Annotated in this window: 24 protein-coding genes; 11 read left to right on the top strand and 13 right to left on the bottom strand. The window is 44.2% G+C overall.

Annotation, left to right across the window (positions count from 1 at the left end; genetic code table 11):
- Positions 1 to 96: 96 nt before the first annotated feature.
- On the bottom strand, positions 97 to 849 hold the full coding sequence (aroD, locus tag FFM73_RS05730; protein ID WP_137630825.1) for a type I 3-dehydroquinate dehydratase: 753 nt from the start codon (positions 847 to 849) through the stop codon (positions 97 to 99).
- Positions 850 to 1092: 243 nt separating this feature from the next.
- On the opposite strand from aroD, the gene FFM73_RS05725 reads away from it, so the two are divergent.
- Positions 1093 to 1752 carry an HD domain-containing protein gene (locus FFM73_RS05725; RefSeq protein ID WP_137630824.1) on the top strand — a complete coding sequence of 220 codons (660 nt, stop codon included), beginning with the start codon at positions 1093 to 1095 and terminating at the stop codon, positions 1750 to 1752.
- Positions 1753 to 2054: 302 nt separating this feature from the next.
- Here the strand turns inward: FFM73_RS05725 and FFM73_RS05720 are convergent, their stop codons facing one another.
- The gene (locus FFM73_RS05720; RefSeq protein WP_137630823.1) at positions 2055 to 2567 is read right to left on the bottom strand and encodes an aminoacyl-tRNA deacylase; all 513 of its coding nucleotides are present in this window, start codon (positions 2565 to 2567) and stop codon (positions 2055 to 2057) included.
- A gap of 160 nt (positions 2568 to 2727) precedes the next feature.
- Here FFM73_RS05720 and FFM73_RS05715 point away from each other — a divergent pair, with 160 nt between their 5' ends.
- Both FFM73_RS05715 and FFM73_RS05710 read left to right on the top strand, forming a co-directional pair.
- Positions 2728 to 3456 carry a GntR family transcriptional regulator gene (locus FFM73_RS05715; protein ID WP_054654515.1) on the top strand — a complete coding sequence of 243 codons (729 nt, stop codon included), beginning with the start codon at positions 2728 to 2730 and terminating at the stop codon, positions 3454 to 3456.
- A 318-nt stretch (positions 3457 to 3774) separates the two neighbouring features.
- Positions 3775 to 6153 carry a phosphoketolase family protein gene (locus FFM73_RS05710; RefSeq protein ID WP_137630822.1) on the top strand — a complete coding sequence of 793 codons (2379 nt, stop codon included), beginning with the start codon at positions 3775 to 3777 and terminating at the stop codon, positions 6151 to 6153.
- Between the two features lie 516 nt (positions 6154 to 6669).
- Here FFM73_RS05710 and FFM73_RS05705 read toward each other — a convergent pair.
- Positions 6670 to 7338 (bottom strand): hypothetical protein, encoded by a 669-nt coding sequence (locus FFM73_RS05705; protein WP_137630821.1) that lies wholly within the window; start codon positions 7336 to 7338, stop codon positions 6670 to 6672.
- 172 nt (positions 7339 to 7510) lie between these two features.
- Between FFM73_RS05705 and FFM73_RS05700 the strand changes: the two genes are divergently transcribed.
- The 3 genes from FFM73_RS05700 to FFM73_RS05690 all read left to right on the top strand — a co-directional run bounded on the left by FFM73_RS05700 (position 7511) and on the right by FFM73_RS05690 (position 10779).
- Positions 7511 to 8068 carry a hypothetical protein gene (locus tag FFM73_RS05700; protein WP_137630820.1) on the top strand — a complete coding sequence of 186 codons (558 nt, stop codon included), beginning with the start codon at positions 7511 to 7513 and terminating at the stop codon, positions 8066 to 8068.
- Positions 8069 to 8193: 125 nt separating this feature from the next.
- Positions 8194 to 8964: a MarR family winged helix-turn-helix transcriptional regulator gene (locus tag FFM73_RS05695; protein WP_137630819.1), complete on the top strand. Its 771-nt coding sequence runs from the start codon at positions 8194 to 8196 to the stop codon at positions 8962 to 8964.
- Positions 8965 to 9000: 36 nt separating this feature from the next.
- Positions 9001 to 10779: an ABC transporter ATP-binding protein gene (locus FFM73_RS05690; protein ID WP_137630818.1), complete on the top strand. Its 1779-nt coding sequence runs from the start codon at positions 9001 to 9003 to the stop codon at positions 10777 to 10779.
- 87 nt (positions 10780 to 10866) lie between these two features.
- Here FFM73_RS05690 and FFM73_RS05685 read toward each other — a convergent pair whose 3' ends face one another.
- The 10 genes from FFM73_RS05685 to FFM73_RS05640 all read right to left on the bottom strand — a co-directional run bounded on the left by FFM73_RS05685 (position 10867) and on the right by FFM73_RS05640 (position 19942).
- Complete coding sequence (locus FFM73_RS05685) at positions 10867 to 11271, bottom strand: GtrA family protein (RefSeq protein ID WP_137630817.1); 405 nt, start codon at positions 11269 to 11271, stop codon at positions 10867 to 10869.
- Positions 11272 to 11359: 88 nt separating this feature from the next.
- Positions 11360 to 11719, bottom strand: a complete 360-nt coding sequence (locus tag FFM73_RS05680; RefSeq protein WP_171001218.1) for a GtrA family protein — start codon at positions 11717 to 11719, stop codon at positions 11360 to 11362.
- Positions 11712 to 13682, bottom strand: coding sequence for a YfdI family membrane protein (locus FFM73_RS05675; RefSeq protein WP_137630815.1), 1971 nt, complete (start codon positions 13680 to 13682; stop codon positions 11712 to 11714). The genes FFM73_RS05680 and FFM73_RS05675 overlap by 8 nt, the downstream gene beginning before the upstream one ends.
- 9 nt (positions 13683 to 13691) lie before the next feature.
- The gene (locus FFM73_RS05670) at positions 13692 to 14648 is read right to left on the bottom strand and encodes a glycosyltransferase family 2 protein (RefSeq protein WP_137630814.1); all 957 of its coding nucleotides are present in this window, start codon (positions 14646 to 14648) and stop codon (positions 13692 to 13694) included.
- The gene (locus FFM73_RS05665) at positions 14645 to 15301 is read right to left on the bottom strand and encodes a phosphatase PAP2 family protein (RefSeq protein WP_137630813.1); all 657 of its coding nucleotides are present in this window, start codon (positions 15299 to 15301) and stop codon (positions 14645 to 14647) included. The genes FFM73_RS05670 and FFM73_RS05665 overlap by 4 nt, the downstream gene beginning before the upstream one ends.
- A complete protein-coding gene (locus FFM73_RS05660; protein ID WP_137630812.1) occupies positions 15291 to 15926 on the bottom strand; it encodes a VTT domain-containing protein in 636 nt (211 codons plus the stop codon). Before FFM73_RS05660 ends, FFM73_RS05665 begins: the two co-directional genes overlap by 11 nt.
- A gap of 230 nt (positions 15927 to 16156) precedes the next feature.
- Positions 16157 to 17542, bottom strand: coding sequence for a sensor histidine kinase (locus FFM73_RS05655; RefSeq protein ID WP_171001217.1), 1386 nt, complete (start codon positions 17540 to 17542; stop codon positions 16157 to 16159).
- A 5-nt stretch (positions 17543 to 17547) separates the two neighbouring features.
- Positions 17548 to 18255 (bottom strand): response regulator transcription factor, encoded by a 708-nt coding sequence (locus FFM73_RS05650; RefSeq protein WP_137630811.1) that lies wholly within the window; start codon positions 18253 to 18255, stop codon positions 17548 to 17550.
- 240 nt (positions 18256 to 18495) lie between these two features.
- On the bottom strand, positions 18496 to 19410 hold the full coding sequence (locus tag FFM73_RS05645) for an RluA family pseudouridine synthase (protein WP_137630810.1): 915 nt from the start codon (positions 19408 to 19410) through the stop codon (positions 18496 to 18498).
- Between the two features lie 61 nt (positions 19411 to 19471).
- Complete coding sequence (locus tag FFM73_RS05640) at positions 19472 to 19942, bottom strand: universal stress protein (RefSeq protein WP_137630809.1); 471 nt, start codon at positions 19940 to 19942, stop codon at positions 19472 to 19474.
- A gap of 353 nt (positions 19943 to 20295) precedes the next feature.
- Here FFM73_RS05640 and lplA (FFM73_RS05635) point away from each other — a divergent pair, with 353 nt between their 5' ends.
- From lplA (FFM73_RS05635) to FFM73_RS05615, 5 genes are all read left to right on the top strand, one after another.
- Positions 20296 to 21306: a lipoate--protein ligase gene (gene lplA / locus FFM73_RS05635; RefSeq protein ID WP_137630808.1), complete on the top strand. Its 1011-nt coding sequence runs from the start codon at positions 20296 to 20298 to the stop codon at positions 21304 to 21306.
- A gap of 110 nt (positions 21307 to 21416) precedes the next feature.
- A complete protein-coding gene (gene lplA / locus FFM73_RS05630) occupies positions 21417 to 22427 on the top strand; it encodes a lipoate--protein ligase (RefSeq protein ID WP_137630807.1) in 1011 nt (336 codons plus the stop codon).
- Positions 22428 to 22587: 160 nt separating this feature from the next.
- Entirely contained in the window at positions 22588 to 23040 is a 453-nt protein-coding gene (locus tag FFM73_RS05625; RefSeq protein ID WP_137630806.1) for a hypothetical protein, read from the top strand.
- Positions 23041 to 23052: 12 nt separating this feature from the next.
- Entirely contained in the window at positions 23053 to 23553 is a 501-nt protein-coding gene (locus tag FFM73_RS05620; RefSeq protein ID WP_137630805.1) for a hypothetical protein, read from the top strand.
- Positions 23554 to 24731: 1178 nt separating this feature from the next.
- A complete protein-coding gene (locus FFM73_RS05615; protein ID WP_137630804.1) occupies positions 24732 to 25895 on the top strand; it encodes an aminotransferase class I/II-fold pyridoxal phosphate-dependent enzyme in 1164 nt (387 codons plus the stop codon).
- The last annotated feature ends 1 nt before the right edge of the window (position 25896 follow it).

The following is a 25896-nucleotide window of genomic DNA, read 5'->3' as shown; positions in this document are numbered from 1 at the left end:
TTGATAAAATTCTTATTTACCAAGTCCTATAACGTTAATCACTCACTCTTGGATAATTTACCAGTAAAGGTAGTCTAGCTTCTACTAAATTGAATTTCATTGTGCAATGATTTTCAAGATCTGGCGAGTCTGATCCACAGTTAACTGTCCCGGAGCTGATAAGTTCGAAGTGGTCGCAAAGGTCATCACGCTGTTAAAGGTCTGGCCAGCGACCCGGGTAACTGCACCCAGTGAGCCCATTGCCATGGTGATAATGGGCTGTGAAAACTGCTGGCTGGCTTCGTGGGTGGACACCATCAGGTTTAAAACGTCCTCGTTACTGGCAGGCATGACGGCTAGTTTGACCACATCACCATTTAATTGGGCCATTTTAGTGAGCTGGTCCACCATCACAGCTTTAGTTGGGGTGTGTTCAAATTCATGGTGGCTGATGATCGTACGGACTTGGTGAGCGCGAGTCAGGGTGATCAACTGTGCCGTAATGGTGGGGTCTCGTTGCCATTCGACATCGATAGCGGTGACTTCAGTACGGGCCACGAGCTGCGTGTAGAGATTGAGATAGTCCGCGTCGGCAATTTGACGTTTACCGCCCTCAGCACGGTCGCGCAGGGTGATGATCAATGGGAGATCACCAAGGATCTCGATCAAACGGTTGGCGGTTGAAATAATGCTTGCGGTATCTTCTAGATCGTTAAAGTAATCGAGCCGCCATTCAGCAAGGTCAGCAGCTGATGAAACGGCTTCACCGGCTTGGCCAATGACCGTGTTTGAATCAGCGCCCGTAATGGGAACGCAAATTTTAGGGATTCCGCTGCCAAGCGAAAGTCCTTTAAAGGATACTGGTGTCATGAAACGTTGGGCCTCCTTTGATTAATCTATTTCTCATCTGAATTTAGCATGTTTACGCGGGTGACGCAAGTGATTATCTAAAACCAGCCGCCAGCCATTGACAGATGATTTGATAGCATAATGACCACCATAAAATACAAAAGAGACGTTCTGCAAAATTTTTAGCCGGCATATTTTCTAACTTAATTTTAATAAAAATAAAGTATTATATTTTCTATTATTGAGAAAGTTTAGGTGAGCGACTTGGAAGCAACTGAGCAATTAGCTGCAATAAAAAAATATACCTCGCAAAAATTGGCGGGTGATGCGACAGGGCATGGAATCGACCACATTAATCGGGTAGTGACCAATGCGAAAATGCTGATGGCAGAAGAACCCTCAGCAGATTATTTGATCACCCTCAGTTCGGCTTATTTACATGATGTGATTGATGACAAATTGGTTTCGGACGTCTTAACGGCGCAACGGGGCGTTGAGAAATTCTTGAGTTCGGTTGAATTCGGTCCAGATCAGGTGCAGATGATCATGTTTATTATTAACAATATGTCATTTAGTAAATCACTAACGGATGATCAGCACCCGTTACCATTAGAGGGCCAAATCGTGCAGGATGCGGATCGATTGGATGCGATTGGCGCTATTGGGATTACCAGAGCGATTTACTACGGCGGCCATCATAGCGAAAAAATCTATGATCCTAAAATTAAGCCCCGTACTAGTATGACCAAAGCGGAATACCGTAATTTAGATAATGAAACTATCATTAATCATTTCTACGAAAAACTGCTCAAACTGCCTGATAGGATGAACACTCCGGTAGCCAAAAGAATCGCCAAGGAACGTCAGAAGACGATGACGACGTTCTTGGAAGATTTTAAGGCGGAGTGGAATGGATTAAAGTAAGGTGCGAAAACGAGCGTTTAAAGAGTGGAGTATAACTAAGAGGCACCATAAATCCCGAACCTGGATTTGTGGTGCCTCTTAGTTATATGCAACTCTTTGCTCGTTTGAGCCCGATTAGGCTATGTAAAAGCAAAGCACCCCGAACTTGGATTTGTGGTGCTCTTTACTTATATGCAACTCTTTGCTCGTTTGAGCCCGATTAGTCTATATAGAAGTCGAGGACCCCGAACCTGGATTTGTGGTGCCTCTTAGTTATATGCAACTCTTTGCTCGTTTGAGCCCGATTAGGCCATCTAAAAGAACTATTCTTCTTTCTCCAGTAAATCCGTAAACTCACCGTGGACCAACTTGCAGACCGCTTCAGCGTTGACTTTCACTGAACGGCCGATCTGTCCGGAAGAGACAATGATTTCGCCCTGTTCTTTAGCGGTGTTATCGAAGTAGATCGGGTACTTTAACTTTTCCCAGATACCAATGGGCGTATTGGCGCCATGTTCGTAACCCGTCGTTTTAACGAGTTCCTTTAGTGGCACCATGTTGACCTTTTTGTTACCGGAAGCTTTGGCCAACTTTTTGAGGTCCAAATGTGTATCTATGGGAAGAACACCGACTACGGGGCCGGTCGTTTTACCGGAAGCAACCAGTGTTTTATAGATGGTATGCTGATCAATCGTACTTTCATCAATATCCATTTGCTGAACGTCACCGGCTTCGTGTGTGGCAAATGACATTTGCGTATAGCTGATCTTAGCCTTGTCGAGGATCTGTTCGACTAAGGTTTTATGTAATTTACTCGATTTTTTCTTTTTTGACATGAGAATCATTCCTTACTTAAATAATTTGGTACAGCCCAGATGAATAATTAATAAGGACCAATTTGCTGAATAGTTCGTTTCAATCTATCCTAAAGCTATAAAATCTGTTATACTCGATTCAATTATAAAATCAGTAAAGCTGGTTGCGAGGGAGATTGGAATGGCAGATTTAGTTTACAGAAGAGTACTGCATGACTTAAAGTCACGAATTCACGATAATCAGTTTCCAAACAAACGACTACCAGATGAACGAAGCCTAAGTGAAGCATACAACGTCAGTCGCAGTTCAATCAAGCGAGCACTTAGTGTTTTAGCAAATCAAGGGATTATTTTTAAGAAACGTGGTTCTGGGACGTTTATTAATCCATTATACATGAAGAATCAAACGATTTTTCATTATGAAGGCTCAAATTTGGGAATCACCGACAGTTTTAAGAATGATGGCCAAACACAGGGCATTAAGCTGCTGTCCTTCAAAGTAGTTCCTGCTAATGAAGAAATGCAGCAAGACCTGTTCTTGGAAAAGGGCGATTTTGTGTATGAGATTAAGCGCCTGCGGTTGTTTGATGAGCATCCCTTTATGGTTGAACGAGGGTTTATCCCGATAAAGATCGCACCGGAACTTTCCCAAAAAGTTGTGTCAGGTTCGATCTTTAACTATTTGGAAGACGTTCAAAACAAGGTGGTTACCAAGTCGTTTATGACGGTTAAAGTGGCCCCATCAAATGAGGAAGATCAAGAGCTACTGACCTTGAAGCCAAACGAACCAGTAGCTATTATGGAAGGTATTTTCTTCTTAGATGATGGCACGCCGTTTGAAGTTTCTAATATGCGGTTGCGCTATGATTACTTCAATTACAATACTTTTGTTACTTTGGATGAAGAATAGAATACGCCGTTAAGATGCCACCCGATGACAATAACCGGGTGGTATTTTTCATGGCTGCAGAACGGATGAAAACGTAAAATCGATCGGGTAGAAGCTTGCTGGGACCAGCCTTGCTAGGGGTAGAACGTGAGTAACTTGATTATGTCTAAGGATTGGACCGTATCAATTTTCAGAGCGGTTGACTTTTATGCAAATGAGACTATCATAAGGTGTGTAAATTATCGGGTCAATTTGTATCTGGTAATTAACACACCATTTTTCAACTGCAATGATTACGTCGTGCAGTTATCTTTAATCAATCAAAGGAGTGTTACTCTAATGGCAGAAGATTACGATTCCGAACAATATTTGGAAGGCGTTGACACGTATTGGCGTGCAGCCAACTACTTATCTGTTGGTCAGCTTTTCTTACGGGACAACCCATTATTGGACCGCGACTTAACCTCAGATGATGTTAAGATTAAGCCTATTGGTCACTGGGGAACTATTGTTTCTCAAAACTTCATTTATGCCCATTTAAACCGGGTTATTAAGAAGTATGATTTGAACATGTTTTACATCGAAGGTTCAGGTCATGGTGGTCAAGTTATGGTTTCCAACTCATATCTTGACGGCAGCTACTCAGAAATCTACCCAAACATTTCTCAAGACAAAGTAGGTCTTAAGAAATTATTCAAGCAATTCTCATTCCCAGGTGGCGTTGCTTCACATGCTGCTCCTGAAACACCAGGTTCAATCCACGAGGGTGGCGAACTTGGTTACTCACTTTCACACGGTACTGGTGCAATTTTAGATAACCCAGACGTAATTGCCGCTGTTGAAATTGGTGATGGTGAATCTGAAACTGGTCCATTAGCTACATCATGGTTCTCAGACAAATTCATCAACCCAATCAAAGATGGTGCTGTATTACCAATTATTAACATGAACGGCTTCAAGATTTCTAACCCAACCATCCTTTCACGGATGAGTGATGAAGACTTGACTAGCTACTTTAAAGGTATGGGCTGGGATCCAGAATTCGTCGAAGTTGCTAACCCAGACGATCACAAACCAGTTCATGATGACATGGCTAAGGCTATGGATAAAGCCATTGAAAAGATCAAGGCTATTCAAAAGAATGCCCGTGAAAACAATGACAATTCACTTCCTAACTGGCCAATGATCATCTTCCGTTCACCTAAAGGCTGGACTGGTCCTAAGGAAGACTTCGATGGTAACCCTGTTGAAGGTTCATTCCGTGCTCACCAAGTTCCACTACCAATTGCCGCAGGTGCAATGGAACATTCTGACCAATTAGTTAAGTGGTTGAAGTCATACAAGCCAGAGGACTTCTTCAATGCTGATGGTACCATCAAGCAAGAAGTTCGCGACATGGCGCCTAAGGGTGAACAACGGATGGCTATGAACCCTATCACTAATGGTGGGATCAAGCCAGAACCATTGAAATTACCTGACTACAAGAAATACGCTATTAAAGTTAAGACTCCAGGTGCTATCACTGCTCAAGACATGATCGTTTGGTCTGACTGGGTTGCTGACACCATGAAGTTAAACCCTACCAACTTCCGTGCATTCGGTCCTGATGAATCTAAATCAAACCGTCTGTACTCAATGCTTGATACCGGTAAGCGTCAATGGGAAGAACCTATTAAGACGCCTAACGACGAAAACATGGCACCTCAAGGCCGTGTTATTGACTCACAACTTTCCGAACACCAAGCTGAAGGCTGGTTGGAAGGTTACGTCTTAACTGGTCGTCATGGCTTCTTCGCAACTTACGAATCATTTGGTCGTGTTGTCGACTCAATGTTGACTCAACACATGAAGTGGTTGCGTAAAGCTTCAGAACAATCATGGCGTAAGCAGTATCCATCATTGAACTTCGTGGATACTTCAACTGTCTTCCAGCAAGACCACAATGGTTACACTCACCAAGACCCAGGTATGTTAACTCATTTGTATGAGAAGAAACCAGAACTCATCCGTGAATACCTGCCAGGTGATGCTAACACCTTGCTGGCTGTTGCCGACGTTGCTTTCCGTAGCTATCAAACAATCAACTTGTTAGTTACTTCAAAGCACCCACGTCCACAATGGTTCTCAATCGATGAAGCTACTAACCTTGTCCACAATGGTTTAGGTTACATCGACTGGGCTTCAACTGATCAGGGTCAAGAACCTGACGTTGTCTTCGCTGCCGCTGGTAGTGAACCAACTTGGGAAGTCTTCGCCGCAGTTTCATTGCTGCATGACGAATTCCCTGAATTGAAGATGCGTGTCATCAACGTGGTTGACCTGTTGAGACTTCGTTCACCTAAGAAAGACCCTCGTGGCCTGAGTGACGAAGAATTCGACCGTTACTTCACCACTGACAAGCCTGTTATCTTTGCCTTCCATGGTTATGAAGACTTAGTTCGTGATATGTTCTTCGATCGTCACAACCATAACCTTCGTGTTCATGGTTACCGTGAAAACGGTGATATCACCACACCATTTGATATGCGTGTCTTGAACGAACTCGACCGTTACCACTTGGCTAAGGATGCCTTACTCAGCATGCCTGAATACGCTGTAAAGGGTGCATACTTCGAACAACGTATGGATGACATGGTTGCTAAGCATACTGCTTACATCCGTGAAAACGGTACTGATATGCCAGAAGTAACTAACTGGAAGTGGACTCCACTTAAGTAATTTAAATCAGTAATTTAACTGTTTAAATGACATTGAAAAGCACCTCGGGATTTTTCTCGAGGTGCTTTTTTGGGATTAAGGTGTGGAAGCAGGCGGTTAAGGACTGGAGCCTAAGACGATGCTGGCATAATTTACGTTGGGCTTTGACGTGAATTATGCCAGCATTGACTTAGGTGCAAGTCCTTGCCTGCTGTAGCCCGATTAGACCAGGAATTTGCTTAGCGTTCATTTCGTTGCGTAAAAACCAGCAGATCGTAGTGGCTTGCTCCGGAGCTAGCACTTCACTTCGTTCAGGGCGGATCTCCTCCGTCTTCGCAAAGCAGTAACCTTCCAAAGTACGGAAGCTAACTGCTTTTTTCACCACGATCTGCTGGTTTTTGCTTCACTGCATTTATTTTGTGTTTCTCAGGCAACTAAATTAGTTTAGTTGCTATCGCAAATGGTCACCCATTCATAGAAGAAAAAGCAGCTTGACTCACATCTATTATGGATGTGGATCAAACTGTTTTTGTGTTATTACGCCTTTAAAGTTGGTTGGTAGAAATAATTTTTACTGTTACCAATTGAGTAACTGATCGATAAATCAGCTGGAACAACCTTATTCTTTTGAACGGTTAGCCGATACTGGTAGTTACCCTTTTTACTAATGCGCTTATCAGGTAACTTCAACATGTTTTTCTTGGCATAGTAGTAAGTCACATTACCCTTTTGGCTCGTTTTAGTAATCTTAGTGGAAGAAGTTGGTTTCTGCTTGAGATTGCCCTTGGCGAAGTATTCAACGTAGTTATTAGCTGTGAAAGTTAGCTTAGGTGTCTTGGTCCAAGTATTAGAGTCGTACTTAAATCCTTTTCCCAAAATCAATGGCGTTGGATAGTTACTCTTCAAGGTTTTTAAATTATGACTGTACGGAATCGTGATGGAAGTTGCATTTGTTTCGTGGCGAATGCCATAACTCATTGGCGTTAGATCAATCGAAGCATATGTCTTGTGATTCTTAGTTGATTTGTGCGAGACAGGCACCCGAGTATTGGCCGGCAGTGTGACTTTGCCAGACTTAACTTGTCGGGTCGTCACAGCGTAATCGTTAGTCTTTTTGGTAGCAGCATTGGCTTGCGTTGATAGACCAAACCCAAGAGCTGCAAATAAAGTTACTGCCGTAAGACTGATTATTTTTTTGATTTTCATATGAAATACCCCCTTAACCGTATTGTACTGCAAAAATGGGGGGGTGCTAGTGGATTGACTGATGCGTTACAAATAAATTGTTAGTTTATATTGACAACAGCTAACTAATTGATTATACTTTTTTCTGTTAGTTAATAGAAATACAGACTAACTAATTAAAAGGATGATGAAAATGAAATTAACCAAGGAACAAACCAAGGTTATGCCAGCACAGCAGCCCGATAGTTTTGTGGATCACTATGATGATGCGCAAACAATCTTACCAGCAGTGGCTGACCAATTACAGCGGTTGGTCCCACAACAGGGATTAACTGATTGGGTATTAGTGGAAAGCGAATCTGACGGGCAAGTGATTGAGATACCACTTCATACCGGGACGTCACCCGTTGAGGCTAGTTTTCGTTCTGGGCGCGAGACCGTCTGGAATCTGGATTTAGACCAACCAGGGACCGTTTCCCGATTACAAGCTGAGTATGATCACGGTGGCGATTTAGTCACGATTTTGCTGAATCAGTTTCATTCAGATGACCCGGTTAACCCGTGTCAGTGGTTAATGTGTCGTTCAGTTGCTGAACCTGAGATTGTTTGGCTGCTGGAATTTTACCAGAACAAGCGAAAGCGGCAGGAACATACCACCGGTCATATTGGCCGAAAGTTATTTGACGCCTTAGCCAAACCGCCCGTTAGAGTTAATATTCAGGTGGTACTATCAGGCTTTACGTTGAATTAAAAAGGTTTTTGAAATAAATCGTTAGCTTATGTTGACATCAACTAACTAATGATTTATAGTGTATCTCGTTCGTTAGTTGAACTAAAAGCTAACTAAGGATTTAAAAATTAAAGGAGATCATTAAAATGACATACAACTCACAAGATTTATTAAAAGAATTCAGCAAACTGATGCAGACATTTCAACAACGAGGATTTTCAGCATTTTCAAAGCGGGGCCAACAGTTCTGGGCTAAGCAACCACAACGCGGGCAGATGCGTCTGCTGTTACTCTTGAACAAGAAGGATCGCTTAACTAATTCTCAGATCGTAGACGAATTAGATATTCGACCAAGTTCAGTTAGTGTGATGGTTAAGAAGATGGAAGCAGAGGGGTTAGTAGAACGCCATGATTCTGATGAGGACAAGCGTGTTAGTTTGATTTCTTTGACTGATAAGGGGCGCGAGACAATTACCTCATCTCACAACTTCAAGACGGAATTTTCTGATGAACTCTTCGATTCTTTGAGCGATGAAGAAAAGGAAACTTTAGGCCAATTACTTGAGAAATTGACGAGTGGCTTGGATGAAAAGTTCACTAAGTGGGATGATGGCGAAGAACGACCAGATTTCTTAAATAATATCCCAGACGGTTTCTTTAAGGGCAATGGTCGCGGTGGTCATGGACGTGGCTGGAACGGATTTAACCAGGGCCCACAAAATGGGTTTGGTTCACGCCAGAATGGTTTTGGTAACCAGGGACCACAAAAGGGATTTGGTAACCAAGGCCCACAAAACGGTTTTGATCCTCATTCAAACGGTTTCGGTAACCAAGGCCCACAAAACGGCCAGTTCGGTTCACGGCCAAATGGTTTTGATCCAGAAAATGATGGGTTTAACCCAGAACGTAACAACTAAGCATTCATAAACTAATAGATCGAGGTAAGTGCAAATATGCAACGGCAAGCTCCACAAGCAGGCGGTGTGCCATTCAAACGCCAAAAATTTAATTTCAAAGATTTTGCCAAGTTAACCGTCAAAATTAAGCCCCATTTCTGGCAATTAGGAGTGGGTCTCCTGTTCGGACTGATTGCAACCGGAATTCAATTAATGGTACCGCAGTTAGCTAAAACGCTGATCAATGGACTTGGTCACGCCATGAATACTCAGCTCATGTTTTGGGTCGTGGCCGCCTTTATTGGCAGTGCCTTGATCAGTGCGTTCTCTGGTAGTATTCTCGGGTTCTTTGGTGAAGACGTTGTCAGCAAACTGCGCCAATTTCTCTGGAACAAGATCTTGCGGTTACCAGTCGGTTACTTTGATGAAACGCGTTCAGGTGAGATTTCATCACGGCTGATCAACGATACATCACAGGTGAAGGACTTACTGGCTAACTCTGTGCCTAACATGGTGACTTCCATCATACAGTTGGTGGGTGCTTTGGCACTGATGTTAGTGATGGATTGGAAGATGACTTTGATCATGTTCATTGCAGTCCCACTAGTCCTCCTGCTGATGATGCCAGTGATCAAGCAATCACACAAAATTGCGATTGCAAGACAGGATGCCTTAGCTGACTTCAACGGTCAGTCCAGCGAAATCATTAGTGATATTCGGTTGGTTAAGTCATCCACTGCTGAGGATGTTGAACGCGAAGATGGTCATGAAAAGATCGACAAACTCTACCGGATCGGTTTAAAAGAAGCCATTTATGACTCCATTGCTAGTCCATTGATGCAAATGATGATGATGGGCATGATGATTGGGATGCTGATTTACGGTGCCAGCCGAGTTTCTCAAGGGACGATGACCTTTGGGACCCTGATCTCATTTCTGATGTATCTGACTCAAATGATCGGACCGTTTACTCAATTAAGCCAGTTCTTTAATGATATGGCGAAGACTAGTGGCTCAACTGCTCGGATTCAAGAATTGCTGCAAGCTGGTGAAGAAGACCAGACTTCTGGCAAGGATGAGAGCATGGATGGTCAAACTTTGACTGTTGAACACGTGGACTTTGAATACGAAAAAGACCAACCAATTTTGCAGGACGTTTCCTTTACTGCTAAACCGAACACTGTGGTTGCCTTTGCGGGACCTTCCGGTGGTGGTAAATCAACGATCTTTGGCTTACTGGAGCGGTTCTATGATCCGGATAAGGGTGAAATCAAGATTGGCAACACCAAGATTCAAGACGTTAACATGACTAACTGGCGCAGTCAGATTGGGCTCGTTAGTCAAGATGCAGCTATCATGGCGGGTACGATTCGCTACAACCTGACCTATGGGTTGGAAGGCGACTACGCGGATGACCAGCTTTGGAATGTATTGGGAATGGCGTATGCCAAGGACTTTGTTAAAGAAATGCCAGACGGCTTGGATACCCAAGTCGGTGAACGAGGTGTCAAAGTTTCTGGTGGCCAACGTCAACGGCTGGCGATTGCCCGTGCGTTCCTGCGAGATCCAAAGATCTTGATGTTGGATGAAGCAACGGCAAGTCTGGACTCGGAATCAGAAATGATGGTTCAAAAAGCCCTGGATAAATTGATGCATAATCGAACCACGTTAGTTATCGCGCACCGGTTGAGCACGATTGTGGATGCAACGCAGATCTACTTTATTGAACATGGTCAGGTAAGTGGCCACGGGACCCATAAAGAACTGGTTAAGAATCACGCGCTGTATCGGGAGTACGTTGAGAATCAATTTGAGAGCGTGACAGCGAGCGCTTAGCGCGTAAAACAAAAATAACCGGTATAGTCCCTGATATTGGGATTATGCCGGTTATTTTTTTGCAGCTAAAGTTGAACGGGTCGACTGTTAGGAAAAGATATGTTTACTGAAAACATAATTTAACCCGATCACAACGACCTGATCCACGATCTTAACGATGATCGGTGAACCGTGCATCAATGTCAGTCCCACAAACAGGATTGCGGTATCAGCAAGTAAGGAAGCGCCACGGAGGGCAAAGAAACTGGTTCCTTCTTTGAGAACAACGCGAGGTGAGGTATCGGTTGAACCAAAAACAACTTTCTTATTAGCGATAAACGCAAATAGCACACTTAAGAACCAGGCGGCAACGTTTGCCCAGAACCAGGGGATGGTAATGTGCGTGAGGCTAAAAAAGATCACAATGTTGATTAGAGTCGTTAGCCCACCAACAATGAGGTATCGCAAGGCTTCACCGTATTTGGTGTATAGCGTTTTGATGGTTTTATCCAATTGTTACAACTCCTTTTGGGAAAGTAAAGAACAGTTAAGTAGATTAGTGTGACGAATAGCAGTACCGGCTTTTTAGATGATGTTTAGATCATGCGATATTGGCTTGCTTAGGACCATATGATCCGTGTGGCAGTGTCAGTCCCGTAGTAAATAAAACACCGGTATTAACAAGTAATGAGGCACCTCGAAGGGCTAAGAAACTGAGCCCTTCTTTGAAAATGATTTTAGGTGCTGTTTCAGTCGTACCAGCACTAAATCTTTTGTTGGTAACAAACGCAAATAGCATACTTGAAAACCAGGCAATCACGTTTGCCAAGAACCACGGAATGTCGATCTGCGTCAGACTAAACAAGATGATAACGTTGATTAGCGTTGTTAGTCCGCCAACACTCAGGTATCTGAGAACTTCACCGTATTTTGCGGATAGCTTTTTGAGAGTTTTAGCCATTGATGACAGCTCCTTTTGGATGGTGCAGCAGGAAGGTAAAGACCAAGGAAGCAGTTTGGTCAGTGTGCCCATTATTGTTTAGTGGGTGATCAGCTAATTGATAATGATAGGTTTGCACCACGTCAACGCGCTGATTCTTGCTGGTTGTATTTTGAACCGTGATGCGATATTGCCCAGCAATCAGGCGGTGATGTAGTCGATAGTCACGTCCGGCTGCAGATAACTGGTAATGGGCATGAGTGGTTAGATTTTCCAGGCTGGCACTGACTTTTGAATGGTCATGAACCTGCAGGGAAAGGTAATTTGCTGAACCGTGTAACGTCACTTGTTCGGATATCTTATTGCCCGGATGGACGATCGTTGGCTTAGCGTGATACTGAGGGGAAAGCTGACTACGCTGGGCAGCCACGACACTATTTTTCAATTGTGAATGGCCCAAAATCCCAGCAAAACCAAAGGCCACTAAAAAGGTGGCCGCTATACTCAAAGGTGCTAAGAGCCGTGATCGATCAATTGTTTTTGACTGATCTTTAACGGGTGCCGGGGTAGCTGCTAATAGTAGCCAGATCAGTGGCAATGCAGCCTGGCCATAACGCGGTTCAACTTCCCATAGAAGGGTGTGAAAAGCAAAGTAGCCCAAAGCCGTAACGATTGCCAGTAAGGCCGTAACCTGTGTACTATCAGTAAGATCAGGGCGCCAAATGAGTAATCTGCGGATCAGGGTAAACCAAAGGGCCAACGTGGCCGCTGCATAGCTAATCACCGTGATTTCCATGAAGAAATGGGCGTGATTCTGATACCAAGATGGTGCGGAGCGGAAACCGCCATTGTACCAAGTCTGAATACCTCTGACGTTCAGTAAAATCCCCAGTTTGACGACCCACAGCTTGAGTAAACCAGGGACGCCCATTGTTTTGACCCGTTTTGAAATTTGTTTGACATCATAGTGACTTCGGGCAGTTTTATTAGGCTGCTTGATATCTTTAATCACGTCTTTACCTGAAAACATTCCATAATGAGATGGGTTCACACTCATCATCATCCAATGGGTAGCTGGAAACGCGTACTTGGCTTCAGGGGTGTAGTGGCTGACGTGACTGATTTCGTGGCTGGTCGGGAGACTTAACCCAAACCCCAATGTAATTAGGAGTATTGGTAGCAGCAGCCGACTTTTTTTGAACTGCTTTTTTCGAACCAGCATTAAAGCCACAATGGCTAAAGCTGGCAGTAAAACGACTAAGTTGGGCTTAAGTAGCGCCCCAATCAGCGTACTGAGTACTAGTCCAATACCAGCAAAGATATGCTGAACCTTTGCGCCCTGAGGCCAGTCCAGTATCAAGCGCATGATGATCAGCAAAACCAGCATAGTCGTCAAATCGGAATAGAAGACCTGCAGATAGTAGGTGTAGGCAAATGGCGTCAACACCATGAAGGCAAAAGCAGCTATTAAGAGACTTTTACGATGACTAACTTTCCAGATCGTTGATAGTAATAATAGGATAAAGCTATCAAGGGTGAGGATATTTAATAGATGTATCGATAAGTTAGTCGTCAACCCAAATAGCTGGGTCAGCCGTAGCCAAAGTGACATCAGATAGGCGATCGGGACGTTATTGGCATAACGCCAAAAATAAGTGATATCCCAAGTCATGTGCCCGGCTGCCATCTGGTCAGCCTGCGAAAGGACGCGGTAGGGATCGTGGAAGACGGTCACCGGCATGACTTTTAGAACAAAGATCTGGCCGACCAGCATTGCTAGTAAGCCGATACCAATACCGATCCGCAGGTGGGACATTTTGATTTTGTTGATCTGATTGGCAAATAACTGCGAACTTACGCAGATGAGAACGGCAACGATGAGCACCGCAATACCCGTGTAATCAGTTAAATTGCCGAGTGACCCAATTCCTAAGCAGATTATTAATACCACTGAGAAAAAGGTTGGAGAAACCTTACGCGTCATTATTTTCACCTACTCTAGAATAGTTTCAATCGTGTATCTAGGACGGTCCTTAACTTCCGTCGTTAATTTGCCGATGTATTCACCAATGACCCCTAGACTAATGAGCTGAACACCGCCCATGAACCAGAGCGAAACCATCAGTGAAGACCAGCCGTGAATACTCATTCCTAAAACCTTTAAAACGACCGCGTAAATCACCATTGCCACTGCCAACAGACAGGCGAAAGCACCGAGAATCAAGATTAATCGAATGGGTGCAATGGTCAGGCTGGTGATGCCGTCCCAGGCAAAGGCAATCATTTTCTTAAGTGGGTATTTGGATTCACCGGCCATGCGCGGTGTGCGCTTATAGTCAACTTCACCGGTTTTAAAACCGAGTTTGGGGATAACCCCACGGATGAACAAGTTGCGTTCATGATATTTAAGGAGCGTTTCTACTGCGCGCTTGGACATTAGCCGAAAGTCAGCGTGGTTAGGCACCAGTTCGACCCCTAATAGATGCAGTGTCCGGTAGTAGCCTTGCGCGGTGGTCCGTTTAAACCAGGAATCCGAATCACGATTATTACGCACACCGTAAACAATATCGTCGCCCGCAGCGTATAGATCGACCATTTCGGAAATCTTTTCGGGATCGTCTTGAAGGTCAGCATCAATGGTGACCAGCATATTGGCGGTCTTAACAGCTTCTGTTAAACCGGCGATCAACGCCGATTGGTGACCAAAATTACGCGAAAAGCGGATTCCCTTGACTCGTGGATTATCTTCGTGTAACTGTTCAACTAACTCCCATGTGCGATCTTTAGAGCCGTCATCGACGATCAAGATATCAGCTCGGATACCTTGGAGCCCTTGGGCTTCCTTAGCAGCAATTTGGTCTTCGATATCGATCAAGCGATGCACGGAGTTAACGAGAATCTCTTCTTCGTTATAGGCTGGAATGACGATGGTTAGTTTTTGTGTGTTCATACGGATTGAATCCTTTCCGGTATTAATTTACCGATGAGTTTTTTAATTTGCATTTCATAAGGGGTGACCAGTAACCAGTAGCCTGATGCCAGTAAGACGCTGCCAATCACGTCCGAAGCGAAGTGATCGCGGAAATAAACTCGCGACATAGCAACAAACGCGATCCAGATGATGCCGGCAATAACGGCCACGATGCGGCAATGACGTTTCTTAATGGCTGGCAGGACAAGCATTAGGATAGTAAAAACAAAGATCGTTGTACAGAAAGTATGGCCGCTAGGGAAGCTGAACCCAGTATCTGGGATCAGCTGATGCAGTGGCCGTGGCCGGGCAACGAGTTTCTTAATGACCTCGGTGATGGCGGAACCAAATAATTGCAGACCGCCGACCCACAGGCTAAGGACTGCGCCATGTCGAATCCATAGCCAGAGACAAAGAATGCAGGTGATACCGATCACGGTTGCTGGACTGCCCAGAAAGGCAATCCCCTTAAGAACGATCGAATTGGTTGGTGTGACGGTTTTAGCGACTAGGGTAGCTACTGATGAATCAAATTGCTGCAGCCAGGCTGCGTGGGTCACCACGCAATACGCGAGGTAAGCAAAAACTGCCAGCAGTCCAGTCCCAATGACCTTTTTTTGACTAGCTTGCATTGGCTGCACCTCCACGATGCCGAAGGAATGAAATCGCGGCTGGAATCAATGAAATTCCAACAACGCCCAGCATGATAAGCTCGAAGTGGGCTTTAACGATGACGTTGTTACCCAGTAAGAAGCCAGAGCCTAGGGTGATCAGGACCCATGATAAGGCCCCTAAAACGTTGTAGATAATAAAGTCACGATGACGCATTTTACTCATCCCTGCTGTGAAGGGCGTAAAGGTGCGGATAATGGGGATAAATCTGCCGAGGAAGATCGCTGATTTACCGTGACTTTGATAGAATCTTTCGGACCGTACCAAGTATTCAGGCTTGATGAGACGGCTGAGCAGCTTGTGTTGAAACAATTTCTTGCCAAAATGTTTACCAATTTCAAAGTTTAATGAATCGCCCAAGATGGCAGCAATTCCCAGTGTTAGTATTAGGATTCCGATATTCAGTGAATGAGTACTCATCGCTGCCAGTGATCCGCAAAGAAACAGGATCGAATCGCCAGGAAGAAATGGCAGGAAAACTACGCCAGTCTCAATAAAAATCAGGGCGAATAGGCCAATATAGACAAGGCTGCCGAATTGACTGATCAGGTGAGGCATTAAGCTGGTAAGTATTAAAATGGACATGTATGAGTCCCCTTTCTTATCCAGACTTTCGTCGGTTGATAATGTATTTAGAATAGCTGTTTTATGGCCGGCTACCAATCTATAAAAACTCAATTAAAACTCAATTTTTTTCAGTATCGTTACCTAAAACGCTGATAACTAGGGATTCTTATCTGAAGAAAATTCAGAATTCACCTTAAAAGGCCACAAAAAAACTTCTCAATTTTTTTGAGAGGCTTTTTTCAGTTAAATTAGCGTTTGATTTGTGATGCATTAGAGTTAATTGCTAACGTAAAGACCGATCCACTTGGGTGATTATCGCTAACAGTGAGTTCACCGCCGATAAGGGTCGTCAGCTGTGAAGCGATGGCCAGTCCTAAACCAGTTCCCGCAACGGAGCCGCGAACGTCAGCACTGCGATAGAAGCGTTCAAAAATATGCGGTTTGTCATCATCGCTGATGCCGCGGCCTTGATCCTTGACGGAAATCTGTGAAGTACCCTTACTAGTTTGAAGCAAGTTAATTTCAATCGTACTATCAGCAGGTGAATACTTTGAGGCGTTTGTTAAAATACTGTTGAGGATCTGTTCAATGGCATTTTCATTGCCGGTAAGCTGTACGTTAGGCGTTATGTCAGTTTTGAACGTTTGTGGGAACGTGCCGGTTATTTTTTGAACGGTATTGGTGACCACGGCACTTAAATCAAGCTCTGCGACGTCCAGTACCAACCGATCAGCTCGCGATAACGCCAATAGCTCTTCAATCAGCTGCTGCATCTGACGGGATTCTTCGGTAATGTACCGGACCGATTTGCCGATGATCTCTGGGTGTTCTTTACCATGCCGTTCGATCAGCTGGGCATGACTACGAATCGTCGCAATTGGCGTCCGTAGCTCATGGGCCGCGTTCATCACGAAGAGTTTCTGCTGTTCTTGCCGTTCGTCTAACATCGCCAACAGTTCATTAAAGTTGGTAGCCAGTTCGGTGACCTCGGTTGGCTGCTTGGGGACTGGCAGTTTCATAGAACCCGGTTCTTTAGCGGCGGTAATGACCTTGGTAGTTTGCGAAAGCCCTGACACTGGACCAGTCAGCCGTTTGGTTAAGCGTCGAATGTATAAAGGGGTGACCAGCAGTGTCAAAATCAGTAAAAGCCCAGTAACTTGAATGACTCGGAACAAGACCGCCAGTTGGGAGTACATATTCTGCCAAAGAGTGTAAGTAATGCCACGGGTATGCACCATGCGGTGGTACAGGAAACCAAAGCCGGGGCGGAAGTAAACGTTGTGGATCAAGGGGACTTTGACCGGTTTTACCTTCAATAGATAACGGGCGTTAGGTGAAAAGTAATATTCAGTTTTCGCGTCTTCACGCCGATTGTGAACGTAAACGTAACTGGCACTGGTATTCAGCGTGCTATTGCGACGCCAGTTCTGCCAGTCATCAGTACCATCGATATTGGCTTTAGTCAGGCTATTGGTGATGTTTCTTGTCGTTAAGGAGACTTCCGTCAGGAGTTGATGGCCCACCGCTAAAATGATCACCAAGCTCAAGGCAAGTGTGAGTACCAGCACCATGGTCACTAAACTACGGAGCATAATTGCTGCACTTGATTGACTACGCTGTCGCCATTTTTTCATGCGGATCACCTTTCTTGAACGTTATCGGACAGCATGTAGCCAACTCCCCGAACGGTATGGATCAATTTTGGCTGACTATGAACGTCGTCGATCTTGGTGCGTAGGTTTTTAATGTACACATCTAAAATGTTGGGCTGGCCATCAAAATCCACACCCCAGACACTGTCTAATAACGATTCACGTGAACAGGGTTCGTTTTCATGCGAAATGAGTACAACTAGCAGCTCATACTCGCGTTGGGTCAGCAGAATGATTTTGTCATTGTAAGAGACGCGTTTGCTTTCAGTGTCTACCGTTAAGCCCGATACGGTGTAAACTTTGGCGGTACTTTCAGCAGGTGCGCTGCGACGGAGGGCGACTTCAACGCGGGCAATCAGCTCCTCCATTTCAAACGGTTTAGTGACGTAGTCGTCAGCACCACCGGTTAGTCCAGCGACTTTATCGCCGATGTAGTCGCGGGCCGTCAGCATGATAATCGGAACTTGGCTGGTTTTCCTAATTCGACGCAGGACGCTGAAACCATCCAAGTACGGTAACATCCAGTCTAGGACGATCAACGCAATATTAGCTTGATTGTCGTGAAACTTATCCAGTGCTTCTAGACCATCTTTGGCCCAAATGACAGTCACGTTTTCAAGCTCAAGTTCAAATTCGGTTTTTAAAGAGTCGGCTAGGCCGGCTTCATCTTCTACTAATAAAATTTCTGTTTTCAAGGGAATACCTCCGCGGATGTTGTTAAACTTTTTACCATTTTGTATGATGCTAAGTCATTGTTGAATATTAGTATCTATTTTGCTTTCATTCGCTATTTAACCTTTATAACTATAGCACCTTATATATTCCAAAACGCCATTTAACAGTAAACTATAACTATTTATAAGCTTCATGATATAGTATTGGATGGTCAGCCATTAACCTAAAAAACTTCAACACGTGTAAATGCTGAAGCTTCTTTAGACTTGTAATTGTTCTTCAAAACGCCGAAAGGTATCTGGCAGGCCAGCTGTTAGCGTGACGTGATTAAATGAAAATGGCAGTGGCAGTTTAAGTTGCCAACTGTGCAGCAGTAAGCGTTGCTGCCGTGAATCATGCGCGTACAGTGGATCGCCAACGATGGGATGTCCCAATCCCGCAAAGTGGACGCGAATCTGATGCGTGCGACCGGTTTGCAGCTGGACTGCGACTAAAGTGGCGGCGCGGTAATGTGCCATGACCTTGTAATGCGTCACCGCCATTTGGGGATGCGCGCCGTTTAACTGGCGTTTGCGCTTATCGGCCAGATTACGACCAATCGGCATCGCAATCAGTCCTTGTGAGCTGTTCAAACGGCCATGAACCCAGGTGAGATAGGTGCGGTGAATCAATTTTTCCTTCACTAAACGTACGAGAACTGGGACCACAGCGGGATTCTTAGCAATCAGCAAGGCACCACTGGTTTCCTGATCCAGTCGATTAATCACGTAGGGCTGCTGATCTTTAGGCGCAAGGTAAGCCGCCACGTGATTCAAAGTCGTGCCAACTTCGCCAGGTTGATTGGGGTGGGTCTTACTGCCCTGAGTCTTGTTGACGACCATTAAATTGGCATCCTCGTAAAGAATATTGACGGTAGCGGCACTGTCTGGCGTGACGTTTGAGTATGGATGGTCAAAGTCCGTCGGTAGAAACGTTAAATTAATTCGGTCTCCTGGATGCACATCAAAGTTAACGGGGAGATACTGCTTATTGACCAACACGCGCTGGCCCTTTTTTAAACTAAAAACGAGGTGTTTGGGCAGGTACCAATCCGCCATGAGTAGTTGGCGCAGTGATTTAGTTTGAAAGTCACTTGGCAGCACTGCTGTGAACTGCCATTGTGTGGGTTGTGTCATGATAAACCTCCAAAAAAGCACCCTTACCCGATATGGGCAAGGGTGCTTTTAATTTTTCAAATTACTTTTTATTTAACTTCGCTAATTCAGCAGGTTTGACGATCAAAACATCGCAGATTGCTGAACGGCTGACGTAGTTGGTGACAGAACCAATCATCAAACGTTCAACGGCGGTTAAGCCAGTTGAGCCAATAATGATGAGTTGGGTATCATGGTCAGCTGGGAATTCACGGGCGATAACCGGTTTAGGATTACCGAACCGAACGTGAATATCAACTGACTTAACACCAGCATCCAGCGCCTTTTTCTTTAATTCAGCTAAGCGTGTCTGCACATCTTCTGAAAGCTTGTAGATAACATCGCCACTGACGGCACCACCGTAAGTATCACTGAATTGGTTAACTTCCAAAACGTTTAAAATATCCAGATGAGTATCATTTAACTTTGCGACTTCAATTGCTTTATCCAACACTGGGTCGGTAGCTTTTGATCCATCAACCGGTGCGAGAATGTTTTTGTATTGCTGGTCCATATACGCCACTCCCTTACAAAATAATCAGTACATGTTGAAACTTTTCGTAAGCACGCCATGGTTTTGCCCAACAAAACGAACCACTAGTACTTCAAATTCTATTTTAACATAATTTAGCAATTAGTATTAAGAAAAACATCAAGTTATTGTGCTAAACATCACAAGTGAAACTTTGCAAGCAACATCCTTGCGAAGTCAGCTAATTCGCAGGATAATATGAGTATAGCAATGATTGGCGACCAAGGCCGTCATTAAGAGACCGCTGCGATTGGCTTTAAGTCAGTTGCAGCGGTTTCATTTTGCCTATAATGCGGTAGACTTAGAGTAAATACACTTGAAGGAGTGGCGAGCCCATGTACTATTACAATATGGAAACAGAAGACATTGGGTATAATCTAGCAACCGAACAGTACTTAATGAATAATAAAGATTTTGATGAACCGATTTTACTGTTTTACTATCAAAAACCATGCATCATTGTGGGGCGTAATCAAAATACCCTAGAAGAAATCAATCAGGATTACGTGGCTAAGCATAACATTCAGGTCACCCGGCGACTTTCCGGTGGCGGGGCGGTTTATGACGATCTGGGTAACGTGTCGTTCAGCTTCGTGGTTGATCGTGACGATGAACGGTTTGGGGATTTTAAATCCTTCACCAAACCCATTGTGGAAGCCTTAAAAGAAATGGGGGCAACCTCCATCAAAGTTTCTGGCCGGAACGATATTCTAGTTAACGGCAAGAAATTTTCTGGTAACGCGATGTACGTGAAAAATAATAAAATGTTTTCTCACGGGACATTGATGTATAACGTCGATCAAAGTGTGATTTCGCACGCTTTAAATGTACCGAAGGATAAGATTGCTTCCAAGGGAATCAAATCAGTGCGTTCACGGGTGACGAATCTGCGGCCCTATCTAAAACCAGAATATCAAAACCTGACCATTGCGGAATTTCGGGACACGATCTTACGCAAAGTCTATAACGTCACGGATCTCGCACGAGTTGCTGATAAAGCTTATCACCTTACTGATGAGGATAAAGCTCAGATCAAAAAGCTTTACGATGATTACTATAATAACTGGGACTGGGTCTACGGGACTTCGCCAGAGTTTACGGTTAAGAAGCGGCAGCACTTTGATTCGGGCACGATCGATGCACGTGTTTTAGTAGAAAAGGGCCGGATCAAACAAGTGACCTTCTTCGGTGATTTCTTTGGTGAGAAGTATGCCGTTGATTTGGCGAAGATGCTGCAGGGTGTCCGTTATGATCAGCCATCGTTGCGGAAAGCCTTGTCTAAGATCAACGTGGGTGATTATTTTGCTGGTATTACCCTGGATGAGTTTGTGCAATTTTTAGGTTAACAGCGAAATGAGTGTTTTCCAAGTGCACAAGCTGTAACCCCTTTCATGGTTATGGTAAAATGAAAATCGTTACAAGATTGCTATTTCATATTCTGAAGGGAAGTTTGGACATGCGGTATGTTTCTATGACGGCCCACGATATCGGCCGTAACTTGGCTACTGAACAATATTTAATGAACAATAAAGATTTTGGTGAGCCACTGGTACTGTTCTATTATGAAAAACCATGTATCATTGTTGGTCGCAACCAAAATACGCTAGAAGAAATCAATCAAAAATACGTTGAAGAACACAACATCACGGTGACGCGTCGGTTATCTGGTGGCGGTGCGGTTTACCAAGACCTTGGTAACCTGTGCTTCAGCTTTGTACTAGACAGCAACTCAGAACAGTTTGGGGACTTTAAGTCCTTCGTACAGCCGATTGTTGATGCGTTACATGATATGGGGGCTTCTTCAGTAGAAGTCTCTGGTCGTAACGACATTCTAGTTGACGGCAAGAAATTCTCTGGTAACGCCATGTATACCAAAAACGGTAAGACGTTCTCACATGGGACGTTGATGCTGGACGTGGATCAAAACGTGATTGCGGATGCGCTGAGCGTGCCCGAAGATAAGATTGCTTCAAAGGGCATTAAGTCAGTGCGTTCACGGGTGACTAACTTGAAGCCGTACTTGGCGCCTGAATATCAAAACATTACGGTACCAGAATTCCGGGATAAGTTATTAAAGGAACTGTTCCACGTGGATAGTTTGGATAAAATCAAGGATAAGGAATACGTGGTTACCCCTGATGAACAAAAAGAAATCGACAAGATCTACGAACAGTACTACAACAACTGGGACTGGGTCTACGGCACTTCACCAGAATTTACGGTCAAGAAGCGTCAACACTTTGATTCCGGTACTATTGATGCCCGGATCTTAGTTGAACAGGGTAAGATTTCAGATATTAAATTCTTCGGCGACTTCTTTGGCCCAAAGGATGTCAGTGAATTAGCTGATCAATTAAAGGGTATCCGCTATGACCGTGAAAACCTGGAAAAGGCGTTGGCTGATGTGGATATTAGTCAGTACTTCATGGGAATTAAGAAGAATGAGTTAGTGGAACTATTAGCTTAGGTGCAAGTCTCTGCCTAGTGCAGCCCGATTCAGCAACCTAACATCAAAGATCAAAAAAATACAGGTTTGTGTCTACAGCAACATAGTGGGCGCAAACCTATATTTTTTAGCCAAAACTATGCTACAATTTGAACTATTAACAACGATTAAGGAGAACTTTATGTTAAAGCAAAGATTAATGACCCTGAGCATCGTTTCGTGGGTGCTCTTCTCCGCGATGAATCTATTGATGTCATCAAAGTTGGTCGCGTTGGGGCATCCGCTTCAGATGAGTGCAATCATCCGCTCAATTATTATTTCCTTGGTGTTGTATGCTTTGCCGATGATCTGGGGTGCCCTAGGTCATAATTCCGGTTATTATCTACTGGCAATGGTGATCGTCATCTATTCATTTGGTCTGTTTAATGGTATCGTAACGGTGATGTTTACCAGTCATGCTGTACTTGGTATTAAACTGGCAGTCTCAATTGCGAATCTTTTAGTCATTGTCTTTAACGGCTATTGGATGGTGCTCGCATTACGGTATCGGCACTTGCTTGATGATAAGCGCGATAAGGATAAGCTGGAAGAAATTAAGCAGATGCAGCAGAAAAGGGCCAAACAAAACAAGTAAATCGAGGTAACTATGGAAAGTTTAGTAAAGGACTTCATTGAAGAAGTTGAAGCTGAAAACTATGATGTACAAAATTTTGGCAGCAGTTTAGCTGAGATCAAAAAAACGGGTGCGGTTAAAGCCCTTGAGCCAATGGTTGAAATGATCGTTAAGGCGGTTAGTGACAACAAATTAGCGCAAGCAACGTTAACTTTAACGGATGCTGATATTCAAGTTCATTTGGAAACCAGCGTTGTGAACCTGCCACTGCGTTATGTGAACGCCATGAAGAAGATGCTGGCAGATGATGATACCCTGCCAGTCAGCATCTACAGTATCATTGAATCACCCGATGTTAACGTTTCTTCTTTACGGATCGATAAGGTCGCATCAGCGGATGATTTTGTCAGTCATCAAGGTGATATGGCCAAATCCGTTGCGGCTTGGTTAGATAAGCAATTAGATCAAATCAAAGAAAATCAGGAAAAGAAAGCTGAAGAATCAGAGGCTGATGACGCGGAAACTAAGGATTAAAGCCCGTGTTAATTTGCTTCTGCCCGGAATCCGTGCTATAGTGTTTTACATGCGATGAGTCGAGAATATCACGCTACTAGCAATAGTAGTTTGCGCAAGCAACTAGGTGATTTTTTGCACAGCAGGCAATGTAACACCGCCGGATTTGCGGCTGCCTTGGTTCAAAGGAAATGTGGATTTTTGAGAACCCATTTAGTTTCGGCTAAGTGGCTGTATGGGCGTTCCAGTGATGGGGCGTCTTTTTTTGTGCGAAATGAATGATAGGTATGTATGTCGTTCAATTATATGGTAAACAGGGAGATTACTAGCGAAATTAATTAACCTGTGCTATTCTATAAATGCAATTAAAGAGGAACATTTAAGACACCAAGACCCCCAGCAGGCGTAAACTGCTGAGGGCCTTTTTTATCACTAAAATAGCGAGTGGGTTAGATGTTGCCTAATCAGTTTACTTGCGGTGTTTGTGGTCTAACCAGTCAGCAAACTAAGCACTAATAAGCGCAACCACAAGTGGGGCAATTAAAGAGGAAAACATTTATAGACACGGGTAGGCAACTCTGTTATTTTATCATAGACGAAAGTACATCTCTAAGTATGGTAAAGCAATTATATTAGTTTTATTGAAAATTTGGAATCAAACTCATTTATACTACATAATTTTATTTTTGTATGAGATTGACAAGTCCATGAACAAATTGGTCGAGGAACTAGCCGTTATTAGATTATCTTTAGCAATGTTCAGTGCTATATTTACGAATGCCAGTGTATCCGGAAGGTACTTGGGACGCATATGACAATTGGTGATTCAACTTGACACTCATTAACATTAGAGTACAATGAGAACTAATCTAATAATTAAGCAATGAAGAGAAGAGTAAGTTACCACGTTTTGTTAAGCGAGCTGCGGTGGATGAGAAGCAGTCAAAACCAGTTAACTGAAGATGATCTCTGAGCCTGATTGGGGGTAGGTCAACCACGACCCGTGCTACCCAGTCCGTCAGCAATCGATATCTTGCGGAGTATAACAGTGTCATTATTGTACTTATCAAGGCTTGAATTGTGAGGTTCAAGTAAATTTCAGGTGGTAACGCGAATCCTTCGTCCCGAGTAACATGGGGCGGAGGCTTTTTTTATTGCTTAATTAATTTTAAATAGCCAGACTTTCGGAGGTAATTCTAATGTCAAAACAATCGGAACAAACAGAACATATTGAAACGATTTTAGCGCAGGCGGGTAACCGGACGGATGATGTTAAAACCGGTGCCGTATCGACACCGCTATACTTTTCAACGGCGTACCGTCACGCTGGGTTAGGCCAGTCAACCGGGTACGATTATTCACGGGAAACCAACCCGACGCGTGATGTGCTGCAGCAAACCCTCGCCAAATTGGAAAATGGGGTAGCTGCCTTTGCCCTTATTTCCGGGATGGCCGCGATCCAATTGGTTTTTTCACAGTTTAAGACCGGTGACGAAATCGTCGTATCCGATGATCTGTATGGTGGGTCCTTCCGGTTCTTTGATCTACTGACCGACCATTATGGCTTGAAGTTTCATCTATGGGATGGCCAAGACTATGACCGTTTGACCAAGTTAACCACACGTGATGCGGTTAAGGCAATTTGGTTGGAAACACCCTCTAATCCAACGATGAAAATTATCGATATTCACCACACGGCTGAAGTGGCCCACCAACACGACGTACAAGTAATTGCTGACAACACGTTCTATACACCGCTATTACAGCAACCGCTTAAGGAAGGTGCCGACCTGGTTGTTCACAGCGCGACGAAGTATCTGAGCGGCCACAACGATATTTTAGCTGGGACAGTGATCTGTAAGCATGAAGAGGATGCTGACTGGCTTCAGTATAATCTGACCACCACTGGGGCGACGCTTGATCCATTTGATTGTTGGCTGTTACTTCGGAGTCTCAAAACACTGCCGCTAAGACTGGCGCAACATGAACGTAACGCTAAAGCAATCGTGGCTTCCTTGAAGCAAAATAAAGCCGTTGATAAGATCCTTTATCCCGGTCACGGTGGCATGATCAGCTTTTATGTTCACGATGAAAGTTGGGTCAACACGATCCTGCAGCATTTAAAGATCATTTCATTTGCGGAAAGTCTTGGTGGCGTGGAAAGTTTGATGACCATTCCGGCGATTCAGACCCATAAGGACCTGACTGAAAAACAACGTCAGGCGAAGCACATTACCCGCAACTTATTACGGCTGTCGGTAGGTATTGAGAACAGCGATGATCTGATCCAAGACCTGACGCAAGCCATTAACGCTGCCGCAACCACGGTGACAAGCCACGCAACCACTGTGACAAACAAGTAGG

This window comes from Secundilactobacillus hailunensis (genome assembly GCF_005405185.1).
GTDB classification, from domain to species: Bacteria; Bacillota; Bacilli; order Lactobacillales; family Lactobacillaceae; genus Secundilactobacillus; species Secundilactobacillus hailunensis.
This window is presented reverse-complemented; position numbering and strand designations above follow the sequence as displayed.